Source organism: uncultured Veillonella sp., assembly GCF_963522475.1.
Classification (GTDB): domain Bacteria; phylum Bacillota; class Negativicutes; order Veillonellales; family Veillonellaceae; genus Veillonella.
Map to the genome: position 1 here is coordinate 165,119 of NZ_CAUQYW010000001.1, position 12,539 is coordinate 177,657.

Below are 12,539 nucleotides of genomic sequence, written 5' to 3' on the forward strand. Positions count from 1 at the left end.
TTCTAAAACCCCAAATACTATTTTCAAATGTATAATAAAACTTTTCTTTATCAATTCAAGTAATTGAAGCAGCAGATAAAACATTTTCTTCACCAAAAAATTCTTTGGCTTTTTCTAATATTTCGGGATCTTGAGTAGTCAAATATATTATTAAATTTCTTTTTGCTCTTGTTATACATACATAAAATAATTTTTTCGTTCTTATCTGAACAGTAGACTTTGATGATCCTTTTCCAAATAATGTATTAAAGTCGTATTTATTCCAATCAGACTCTAATATAAGAAGCACATTATCATATTCACTCCCCTTAACACTATGTTGAGTACAAATTGGTGAAAATTCTTTTAAGTATGATACACTTTTTCTATATTCTTGAAATTTTATCTTTTTAATTCTTTCCCATAAATAAAACCCTGTATTTGAAATATACTCGCTAAACAACTCATCTTCATCGAGCAATCTATTTTCTTTTGCAAACACTAAAACATCTTCTATTCTTTTATCATCATCTTTCACAAGATACTCAATTGCTTGTTTAAGATAAAGCTTATCATCTCTATTAAGAATAGAAAATTTTGTTATTCGTAGTAAATCATTAAGTTTATTTTCCTCATATAATTCAATAACCTCCTCTAATAGATCCAATCTACGTAAAATTCTATCTCTATAAGTGTTAGCTTCATACTTTCCACTTATTCCATTTAATTTATACGACATAAGAGATTCCTTATTGACTTTACATTTTTTATAAGCGTTTTTCCATGTCATATCTTTTAAAACACTATATATTGAATGATAAGTATCATTTCTATTAATTTCATCCAGCAAATCAATATTTTTAAATTTCGGCTTTATCTCTACCGCTAATTCTTCCAAAGTCTTATCATCATCTAAATTGCTTTTCTCTATTTTTTCCTTTATTTTACTTATAAGTGTAATGATTAAATCAGCATTATATAAATTATATAAGTCTTTAAATCCAGCCATTTCAGCATTATATTTATGTGTTAACCTTAACTCTTTTGTTTGTTTTCCATCAAAAAAATCCCAAGATTCAAAAATTTCTTTGCCCCTTAACCATATAAAGTCATCTGTATCATTACCATATATAAACTTTATACTCCCTTCTCTAATAGTTCCGTTCTCCATATTGGGCGCATTTATATCTTCGGAAGGTATTTGCTCGATACCATCATCTCTAAATTTGTTAGCTACTTCTATTACAACTCTTGGATTCCTTCGATTTTGAATCTTAACTATTTTAGTTAAACTATATTGAGTTAAATTACCAACTCCATTGTCATATATAGACTGCATTGAATCCCCAAAAAAGCCAATTACATTTTTTTTGCTACTTCCCTTTAAATGTTTCAATAAAATATCAGCTACTAAAGGACTCGTATCCTGATATTCATCAACAAAAATACAATCTGCAATATCCTTTAAAATATCTGCTAGCTTCTTGTATCGCTCAAACATTTTTTCTGCAATAGTTATAATATGATCATGACTAATTTTAACTATTTTTTTATCATTTGGCGTTATAGCGTAATACTCGTCATAATCCACATAAAGGTCTTTGAAATATTCTTCACAAATTAAATCTTCACCATAATCTTTTGGTTTTTTAAAACTTTTCTCACCTTCATCATTAATAAGATCAATTAAAACATTTTTTATTTCATTCTGATATTTCCCAATAAGACTCCATATAAAGTCATGAATTGTTGATACCCTAAGATTCTTATTTTCTATTCTTGATAAAATTTCTGCAACTGCATTATTTGTATATGTAATGCAAACTATCCTGATATTTGGTAATTCCTCAGTAAGTGCATTTATCAAAGAAATTAACGAGTATGTTTTTCCACTTCCAGCTCCACCTTCTATAATAAAATTTTCACCATTTTTTATACATTGAAGAGCTTCTAAGACTTCTTTTTCTAAATTAATTGAAGCCATAATAATCCCTCCTCAATATAATGCGGAACTAGCCACGTTTCATCATTTGTACCAGCTTCATTATCAAAATATAATAAGCTTGATGCAAATACCGATTTTTTTGCTATCTTATTCAAAGCAAAATTATAATAATCACTTAAAATATCATCATCCTTAAAATTTTTTAAAGCACCATATGCATTGAGACCCTTTTTATGCTTTAATATAAAGTTTTTGTTTAATGATATAAATGCGTCTTCAAAACTACTTGCTTGATACGTACCATCAGGTTCCGGTATTTGATATGCGATTCGAATATTATCTTTAATTTTATCATCTGGCAATTTCTCTACAAGTGATCTGAATGGATTATCCGTTCTATCAAAGCCTGTATCTTTAAAAAAATGTTTTATGGAAGCATTACTAGTGTGTGTACCCTCACGAGGGTGACAACTTTTATATACAGTTTTTTCTACTCCTTTTTCATCTATTTTCTTTTCCGCTTTAACTGAATCAATATCAGTAATAAGTAAAACCTTTGTCCCCAAAAACGAAAATAAAGGCATAAATAAATGTGAATATGCTCCGACTTCTATTATAGAAATATTTTGTGATAATAGTGGTATAACATCTCTTGATGAATGTACTTTCTGATCAATCTTATGCATCATCATTGGCATTAAAATTCTTTCTGTATCACCCTCTATACAAATAACTTTATCTGCAAAAAAAAGCTCACTTCTATTTATTGTTAAATATTTCTTTACAAATCTAAACCCTTCTTGTTCATCTCCATCATACTGAGTTTTTAATGAATTAAAACTCTTTGCTATAACCTCATTCTCATTTTTCTTTAAATATATAATGTCATCAAAGTTACATTCAGAAACTATGTGTGATGAATGCGAAGTAATTAATATCTGTAATCTCTTATTTTTTTCATCAAGAAACTTATCTCTATGTATCGCAATATGTGATTTAATATTCCTTATAAATACATACTGCAATTGAGGATGTGTATGTGCTTCAGGTTCTTCAATATATAAGAGGTTAATATCTGCTGATTGCTCAAATAATTCCTGTATTTTAGTTTCAATCTCAAACAATATACCAATTAAATTTAAATACCCCAATCCATTATAAGTTTCTGGAAGTGAACAATCGTCCCCTTGTCTATAACTTAAATTTGTATTATCTGACAATAAGTTTTTCTCTGAAAGAGATGACTCTATGGCTATATCAATTCCATTATCTGAACCACCATAAGTTTTTATAACACCTATAACATCACTAAAAATACCCTTAACAACTTCTCCACTTTCACTTTGTTCCCCATTATAAATCTTGTATAGTTCTTTATCGGCTTCCTCTAATTTTTGTTCAAGTTTTGTAAACACCAACTCACTTTCATTTTTGGCGGTTTTATAAGAACTAAAGTATTTACTTGTTAAGCCTGATAAAACATGATTACGATCATCATTAGAAACCGCTCTATCTGCTCTAATTCCAACTACTTTAATAACTTTTTGAATGTCCTTGTTATCAATTTCCTCTGATCGAACCGATGTGGTTTGATTAGATTCAATATCAAATCCCCTTGAATATTTTTTTATTTCAAAATAATCGGAAAAATTCTTACTAATAAATTTAGAAAAGGATACAAAATTCTCAATTTTCTTCTCTTTTATTATTTCTTTTAGTTTTATAATTTTACTTATAGTCATTAACGAAATAAATTCTAAAACTATAATATTATTATCCGGATTTAAATCCATCATAAATTTTTGTATATTTCTATACGAATCATTTTCATTGTACTCAATAAATAGTTTCAAATTAATAGCTTCTAATGATGCAACCGAATCCTGCTCAGATATAATTTTATTATATATATCTTTCTGACACTCTAAATTTATATCTTCCCACATTATTTTGGATGAATTCAGCATCTTATCTATAATAATTAATGCAGAAGTCTTTCCACAATTATTTTTACCCACAATTAACGATAACTCATCTTTAAACTCTAATTCAAAATTTTTTAGCAACCTAAAATTTCTAACTAACATTTTTTTTAAATACATTCAAAACACTCCCTTTTTATAAACAGTCATACCACTCAAATGACCATACAATTATTCAAGCATAATATTAGTTATAATAATTTGTTGATTTTTAATATACTTTTATTCTTAAATAGGCTGTACCAATCTCCCTTCATAATATACATATTAACACCTTTATATATTCAATCAGAATACTAAAAAGCCTCCCATCAGAATAATGGGAGGCTTTTATGCACTCTTTAAATCCAAAACTTCCCCTTTAAAACCTATTCTTTTACCTTTCAGTTAAAGTTAGTATTACTCAAAAGTTCAGTTAATGAATTTAAAATCAATATTTCTTATTATTCCCACTCAATTGTAGCAGGTGGTTTAGATGTAATATCGTACACGATACGGTTGATGTGTTGTACTTCGTTTACAATACGACGGGAGATTGTGTCCAATACGTCGTAAGGGATGCGCGCCCAGTCAGCAGTCATGAAGTCTGTTGTTGTTACGCCACGCAATGCCAATGTGTAATCGTATGTACGGAAGTCACCCATAACGCCTACAGTACGTGTAGATGTTAATACTGCAAAGTATTGGTTGATGCTGCGATCAAGACCAGCTTTTGCAATTTCATCACGGAAGATGTAGTCCGCATCACGCAAGATGTCGAGTTTGTCTTTCGTGATTTCACCCATTACGCGAATAGCAAGACCAGGACCTGGAAATGGTTGACGCCATACGAGGTAGTCAGCCAAGCCTAATTCAGAACCAAGTTCACGTACTTCGTCTTTGAAGAGATTACGCAATGGTTCGATAAGGCCTTTGAAGTCTACAACTGCAGGCAAGCCGCCTACATTGTGGTGAGATTTAATAACTTCTGCTTCGCCAGTACCGGACTCAATAACGTCAGGGTAGATTGTACCTTGCGCCAAGAAGTCAACGGAGCCGATTTTACGACCTTCGTCTTCGAATACGCGAATGAATTCTTCGCCGATAGCTTTACGTTTAGCTTCTGGATCTTCAAGACCAGCCAATTTATCTAAGAAACGTTTTTCAGCATCTACACGGATGAAATGCATGCCGGAATCTTTGAAAGCTGCTTCAACTTCGTCGCCTTCGTTTTTACGCATTAAACCATGGTCAACGAAGATACAAGTCAATTGGTCGCCAACAGCTTTAGAAATAAGAGCTGCCGCAACGGAGCTGTCTACACCGCCGGACAATGCTAACAATACTTTACCATCGCCTACAGTGTTACGGATTTCTTCAATAGCAGTTTTTGCATAGTTTGCCATTGTCCATGTGCCTGTGAAACCACATACTTCATACAAGAAGTTGTGAAGCATTTCTTTACCATGTTCAGTGTGCAATACTTCTGCATGATATTGCATAGCGTATAATTTGCGTTCTTTATTTTGCATAGATGCAACAGGGCAGTCTTTTGTATGCGCAATGATTTCGAACCCTTCAGGAACTTTTGCTACATAGTCAACGTGGGACATCCACACAACTTGGTCTTTGTCCAAGCCTTTGAACAATGGAGATGTAGTGTCCACTTTAGTAGGTGTTTTACCAAACTCACGATTGTCAGCAGATTTAACTTCGCCACCCAATGTATGCGCCATAAATTGCATACCATAGCACATGCCAAGAACTGGAATACCAAGTTCAAAAATCTCTTTTTCGATTTTTGGAGAGTTTTCTTCATACACGCTGTTAGGGCCACCTGTGAAGATGATACCTTGCGGTTTTAATTCTTTAATTTTGTCCAGCGCTTTGTTGTATGGATATACTTCGCAGTATACGTGATTTTCACGAACACGGCGCGCGATCAATTGATTATATTGACCACCAAAGTCAACAACAATAACAAATTCCTTGTTTTCCATGCCTTCCTCCATATGCATCTATTTGTGAAAGTATATTCACTATTTTTTAATACCCTTACATTTCTGTACTGGCGGTGCGTTTTCTCGAACAAAACGCTAAATTTCATTACATTTCATTATACCATACGAAGTATATGGACTCCATATATTCCGTATGAAATTTATGATTAATATTTTAATGTTCGGATTTTAGTTTTACTCTATACATAACTCAATACAATGAGATGACCTATAAGAGGCTCTACCCTTTCAAGAGACTATTCTTTATCAGTCTCACGTTTAGACATCTTTACAGCCCCTACGGGACAGATAGAATAACAGTCACCACATCCAATACACCCTTTACCTATGTTAAACCGAGTCTCTCCTTGGGTGATGCATTGAACAGGACAATCTACGGCACACGCACCGCACTTAACACAAGTATCATCTATATTAAACTTTAGATTTCCCATTCCACATCACCTCCTACGCTCTTGATAAAAACCGACAAACGAATGTGTATAGTTTTTTTCAGATACTACCAGTTAAAAGTATTTATTTTTAACTGGTAGTATCTCAAATTTACACATATCGAGCACAATCCAGATTAGAAAGATTTACTTTTAACTGGTAGTATCTCTAATTTGAGATATACTTACTGTTTTTTTAGTAATTCATTGTTATACGCAATAGCTGAATAGATTGCTTTAGCCACGCCATGATGGTTATTATCCGTCGTCACATAACGCGCTGCTTCTTTAATATTTGGCTTCCCATTGCCCATAGCTACGCTAGCACCTGCAAATCGCAGCATGGATAGGTCGTTTTCACTATCCCCTAAGGTCATAATTTCATCGGGACTAAATTTCCAGTGATTTGCCAGTGCTTCTACAGCGGTCCCCTTTGTGGTATGTGGTAGTACGAATTCGAGATTACCTTCACTAGAGAGCAGTACATCATAAAAGCGTTCACGACCTGTACCATCATGAGACATACCTTGATATTCATCACGCAAATCTTGTAAGATTCTTTGGCGCATAGGCTCATCGCCATAAAAGATTTGCATCTTCTCAGGGCCTTCGTCTAAGGCTTCCATATGAGCTAATAAATCAGGCACCATAGTTCGTGTTGCCAAGATAAATGGACGGATATTAGGTCTAAAGAAGAAATTAGACTGTTCTACTTCACATTCAGATAAGTTATCATTTGCTGCTTCATCACCTTCAGCTAAGGCATAGTGATCATGGGTTTCACCAGGTAGATGTTCCTCAGGTACACCAAGTTGAGGATGATTCATTAAGCTAGGTAGATGATTATCCATGAGTCCAACCGAACCTTTTGTATTAGGCGATTTACGCTCACTAGCACATGCGCTTAATCGTTCAGGCGTAATGCATCTAGACGGTGGATACATACCAAAGATTTTATCTTTCACATAAGCCTCTACATAGACACCATAGGTTAACAGTTTGCGCAACAAATAGAGTGCTTGTTCTTTATCAAAGGTTACATGGAACAAACTACGGTTTTCTTCCTTATCCATTACATAGGCCCCATTGGTACACATGAAATAGCGTAAACATGGTAGTTTCTCGATAACATCATTCATCTCATTCCAAGCGCGACCAGAAGCGATGGCTACGCGAATGCCACTTTCACGAGCGGCACGAATAGCCTCAATAGCCTCATCAGGAATTGCTTTTGCATCGTTAACTAATGTGCCATCAACATCAGAGGCTATGAATTTAATAGGCTTATCACCCTTGAGACCTATGTAGTTTTTAATTTGTAATGTTTCAGTTGAGGACATGAAGCCTCCTTTAATACAGTAGTATATAAATAGATAAAGAATTAAATAGATACACAGTTATCTAGACACATAGTTATCTAGATAAATAGTTGTATATATAAATAATTAAACAGATAGATTGGTTAGATTACATACAAATAAAATTATTTAGATGCATTAAATTCAGCTACAATTTCTTCTAATACTGCTGGGTTTTCTACCAAACTTAATAATGTACGACCAATAATATTGGCTCCATCAAGGATTGTTTGTTCAATGGTTGATTCTAGCATAGCAGCTGCAAACTCTTTAGAGTGACATACTTTATCGTCCCCAGCAAGTCGTAATTTCGGATGGAACGCCGCACATTGATAGCTCACATTACCGATGTCGGAGCTACCGCCGAGGGCTGCTGGTCCCGGTTCAAAGTCTAGGCCCATATCTGCCATGACCGCTTCAATAAGAGCAGTGCCACGGTGATTTTGGTTCATATCATCATAGGGATTGCCGTAAAATTCTATATCAACTGTTGTTCCAGTACAAAGGGCAGCCCCTTCAAAAATTTTCTTAATCTGTTCAGATAGGCCATTCAAATAGTCCCGTTCTGTATGACGTACGGTTACTTCCAACTCGCCAAACTCAGGGATAACATTAGATGCAGTACCACCAGCAATAATCCATGTGCCGATGCGCGTTTCAGGTCGCACTTGTTGGCGCATCATATCCATCGCGTGAATAGCAAGTTGTACGCCGTTTACCGCATTAATGCCGTTCCAAGGCTCACCTGCAGCATGAGCTGGTTTACCGTGATAGCGTGCACGGAAACAGTCTAGTGCCAAGAATTGTGAATTAGGTCGTGTTTCTTCACCATCGAGGTGAACCATGATAGCTAAATCATAGTCTTTAAATACGCCTGCATTACACATATCCACCTTACAACCTGTAGCTTCTTCATCTGGTGTACCGATAATATCGATGTCCATATTGAAAGCAACGCCGTCTTGTTGCATTTTATGTAGTGTTAATGCTGCCAGAACACTCATAGAGCCACTGGCAGAATGACCGCATGCATGGCCCACCTCTGGCAATGCATCATATTCACAAAGGATAGCCAAACGGCCTTTAGGATTATCTACTTTTACAGGAGATGCCTTAAACGCTGTTGGTAGATTACAAAATTCATAAGTTACATCTATACCATATTTTTCGAGAACAGCACCAATCGTTTTTACGGTCTCAAATTCATGACTAGAAAGCTCAGGATTCTTAGCTAATGTATAGTTAACAGCAAACGCATCGGGTGCGAAGCTTTTACAAAGATCAGAAAATGTATTTGTAAGGGACATATTGCCTCCATGTATATATGCAAATGATTGTAATGAACGAAGATACTCTACAACATTAAATCTATAACTCATGTATTCTTAATTATACAATGTTATTGCCTATTATTGTAAAATTCCGTACAATATAAACAGAATTTGATAAACCATGTATATGGATGTTTGAGGAGGTTTCTATGTTTAAGTTCAAAAAGTTGACAGCCATCGCCCTCGTAGCGGTAGCAGCAATGGGTTTATTGGCTGGTTGTGGTAATGACAAACCCAAAATGACACAACAAGAAGGTGTATTGCGTGTAGGTTCTGAAACTACATTCCCACCATTCGAATTTACTGAAGGCGACAAATACGTTGGTTTCGACGTTGATTTGTCCGAAGCAATTGCTAAAAAATTAGGTTTAAAAATGGAATTCAAATCCATGGGCTTCGATGCTTTGATTCCAGCAGTTCAATCTGGCGATATCGACATGATCGCAGCAGGCATCAATGCTACACCTGAACGTGAAAAAGTATTGGACTTCTCCGATGTATACTTCGACCAAGGCGGTTTCATCACAGTTGTTCGTAAAGACAACACAACAATCCATAACATGGATGAATTAGCTGGTAAAACTGTAGGTGCTCAAATCGGTACAATCCCTGTTGAAATGGCTCAAAAGATTCCTGGTACAACAGTAAAAGAAATCGATTCCAACGCTAATATCTTCATGGAATTGAAAGCTGGCACAATCGATGGTGCTATTATCGATAACGCAGTTGCTATGTACTACCTCAAACAAGGTGCTGACAAAGACCTTAAACTCGTAGGCGAACCTACTCAATCCCCAGGCACAGTACTTGGTGTGAAAAAAGGCAACAAAGCTTTACAAGAAGCTGTTAACAAAGCTCTTAAAGAACTTAAAGAAGACGGCACTTACCAAAAAATCTACGACAAATGGTTCGGCGATTACAACAAAAAATAATATCTATCTCTATGAACTAGGATAAATATGACCCCTCTGAAAGACTTCAGAGGGGTTTTCCCTCTTTTACGGTCTCTTACGTTCGTTATATAATAAATACGTATTCTATAGTAAATGTAATTAATATAAAGGAGGCCTTATGGCACAGTACTTTACGGAACGCCTAGAAAAGGTCTTCCACATGATTTTCACATCATATAATCAAGAGATGGCTCAAGAAGGCTTACGCCAATTAGAGCTCATCGTAAACAATCAGCAAAGCCCTGAGCAAACAAAGCATCAAGCCTTGCGCAACGATATGACTACCTCTCTCGAAAACGAAATTGACACTAAAGAGGACGCATTAAAAATAGCAAACGATCCAGAGTCTCGAGAGATAGCTGATGCATATGCTTTATTGGCTCGTATCTACGCAGGTTCACGCTTTACGTGGGAGGAATCTAATTTCCCTGAAAACAACATGCGTACCTATCAATGCTTGCACGATAGCATTCGCCGCTGTAGTCCAATCGGCACCTTGCAAGCCTTGCGGATAAAGGGCTCAATTACACCTACTGTTGAAAAGGACATGCAAATCACCTTTAATGACGCCTTTCGTATTGTCTACAACTATGCAAAGCAAGATGATGCATTTTGTCAGTACATTATAGGTAATGTCTTTTTCTGGCGCGATGATGATCGCATTAGCTTAGCTCGGGATATGATTACACCACCCCGCCTAAGCTTGGCAAAACGGATTCAACAAAGCTTACAAAAAGGTTCTATACAAGAACGTATCAGAGCCTTACAAGGCACTGTTTTAGACGAAACATTACAGGAAAATGCTACTACATTCGCCAAAGAATGGTTTAACAAGGCCCTCAACAATGGACTTGCCATGTTCCAAGGCAATTTACGTAATATCTATATCGACGAAGGCGATTTTGATAATGCGCGCCGTATAGCATTAACTGCTGCTGAGCTAGGCAATCCAACTATGATGCTCTACACCGGCCTAGACTGTCATGAACATGGAAAATTTGAGGATGCTTTCACATGGTTCACGAAAGGTGCTGCCTTGGGCCAAGCTGAAAGCACCGCTGAATTAGCAGATTATTACTATCATTTCTATGACACCAAAGAACTACACAGAGTCATCCCTTATGATCCAGTAAAAGCGATTGGTCTCTACCGTCGTGCAGCTACTAAATATTTTAACGACGCCGGCTATGCTGCATTGCAAGCGGCCTTCGGTTATATTTTCCACATAGGCCACCTTCCTCTCGACTGGGGTCTCATTGCTGATTTAACACACATGGCTGCCACAAAAGAGCGTTTTATGTTCTCATTACCATATATTGGTTATATGCGAATCCATGGCTTAGGAGTAACAAAAAATATACGCTTTGGCGTGCAATCCTTAACGCGTGTACTCGATGAAGAAAAGCGCGCATTAGAAGAGGAAGATCGCGTTCTATTCTATGATATTACACGAGCTTTAACACGTGTCGCTCTAGGGTATGCCTATGAAAAAGGCTATATCACAGGCAAACCTGATTTAGATGCCGCTGTAGCCTATTACGAAGAGTCTCATCAATATATGCTATCTCACAAGGCAAACCTTGATGAAGAGCTAAAGGATATCCCTATCGATAATGAAGCAGAAGAGCGCTTGGCGGTCTTCGAAGAAATAGACGGTCATTGGCACTATAAAGAGGGCTTTACAGAGTCTACCTCAACAGTACGGCCTGGTCACACTGAATGGCCTCAAAATGCGGCTCGCTTATCTGTAAACATGGATGACTTCTTATGGGATACCACCTTATATGATTGGCAAACCATTGAGCATGCTTTAGAATCACAAGAAGAAATGAAACTGAGCTTTTACAATCATTTTCTATCCGTCCCAGATACGTTACGCAACATCTTTAAACTAGATGTAAAGCGCATGCCAAGAGATACATACCAAGTACGATTACATGGATATGACCCTACAGAGGGTCAAGAGGTTATCTACCGAGCGCTATTCAAGAAAGAGGATGCTAAATATCTGTTAAAAGACCTCTATGATAATCATCAGTTACCTGCATTTGGTGATAACTGGTCTATTGAAAAGAATGAAGAAAAACCAACGTGGCACTATGTACTCGACGTAGATCAACAAGCTTTCTTGCTTGAAGAATACGACGATGCGAATGCCATGATACAAACCGCATTACAAGGCTTAAAAGACAAAAAGTACGAACAAATTAATGTCCGTACCCATGACTTTATTGGTCCCTCCTATTTTATTTTCAGAGGCAATCACGCAAATCCATTTAGAGTGCAACTCTATCTGAAAGAATCCATGCGCCACTCCATCGACAAGGATGGTAAACCTCTCGATACACCAGGCAATACCTATTTATTTGAACAACAGTTAGGTAACGAAGTATCCTTAAACTACTGGATTCAAAAAACGATTAATACCTTGGAAATACCTGAATTAGATAACTGGAAAAAACTCAACGTACCAAAGGGGTTACAATAGGATATAAGAAAAAGACCACCCGCAAGCCAGGTGGTCTTTTTTCTGGGGAATGAAATTGTTATTTGAATAAAG

The 12,539-nt window shown here is 36.0% G+C and carries 8 protein-coding genes; 2 read left to right on the forward strand and 6 right to left on the reverse strand.

What is annotated here, in order from left to right:
* Positions 1 to 55: 55 nt before the first annotated feature.
* The 6 genes from RWP19_RS00765 to RWP19_RS00790 all read right to left on the reverse strand — a co-directional run bounded on the left by RWP19_RS00765 (position 56) and on the right by RWP19_RS00790 (position 9,002).
* The gene (locus tag RWP19_RS00765) at positions 56 to 1,963 is read right to left on the reverse strand and encodes a UvrD-helicase domain-containing protein (RefSeq protein ID WP_314356081.1); all 1,908 of its coding nucleotides are present in this window, start codon (positions 1,961 to 1,963) and stop codon (positions 56 to 58) included.
* Positions 1,945 to 4,026, reverse strand: a complete 2,082-nt coding sequence (locus RWP19_RS00770) for an ATP-dependent endonuclease (RefSeq protein ID WP_314356082.1) — start codon at positions 4,024 to 4,026, stop codon at positions 1,945 to 1,947. Before RWP19_RS00770 ends, RWP19_RS00765 begins: the two co-directional genes overlap by 19 nt.
* A gap of 323 nt (positions 4,027 to 4,349) precedes the next feature.
* On the reverse strand, positions 4,350 to 5,885 hold the full coding sequence (guaA, locus tag RWP19_RS00775) for a glutamine-hydrolyzing GMP synthase (RefSeq protein WP_314356083.1): 1,536 nt from the start codon (positions 5,883 to 5,885) through the stop codon (positions 4,350 to 4,352).
* Positions 5,886 to 6,142: 257 nt separating this feature from the next.
* Positions 6,143 to 6,340, reverse strand: coding sequence for a DUF362 domain-containing protein (locus tag RWP19_RS00780; protein WP_178884269.1), 198 nt, complete (start codon positions 6,338 to 6,340; stop codon positions 6,143 to 6,145).
* 182 nt (positions 6,341 to 6,522) lie between these two features.
* On the reverse strand, positions 6,523 to 7,677 hold the full coding sequence (locus tag RWP19_RS00785) for an HAD family hydrolase (protein ID WP_314356085.1): 1,155 nt from the start codon (positions 7,675 to 7,677) through the stop codon (positions 6,523 to 6,525).
* A 143-nt stretch (positions 7,678 to 7,820) separates the two neighbouring features.
* Positions 7,821 to 9,002, reverse strand: a complete 1,182-nt coding sequence (locus tag RWP19_RS00790; protein WP_314356086.1) for an amidohydrolase — start codon at positions 9,000 to 9,002, stop codon at positions 7,821 to 7,823.
* A gap of 173 nt (positions 9,003 to 9,175) precedes the next feature.
* On the opposite strand from RWP19_RS00790, the gene RWP19_RS00795 reads away from it, so the two are divergent.
* Both RWP19_RS00795 and RWP19_RS00800 read left to right on the forward strand, forming a co-directional pair.
* A complete protein-coding gene (locus RWP19_RS00795) occupies positions 9,176 to 9,958 on the forward strand; it encodes a basic amino acid ABC transporter substrate-binding protein (RefSeq protein WP_285365620.1) in 783 nt (260 codons plus the stop codon).
* Positions 9,959 to 10,097: 139 nt separating this feature from the next.
* A complete protein-coding gene (locus tag RWP19_RS00800) occupies positions 10,098 to 12,467 on the forward strand; it encodes a sel1 repeat family protein (RefSeq protein ID WP_314356087.1) in 2,370 nt (789 codons plus the stop codon).
* The last annotated feature ends 72 nt before the right edge of the window (positions 12,468 to 12,539 follow it).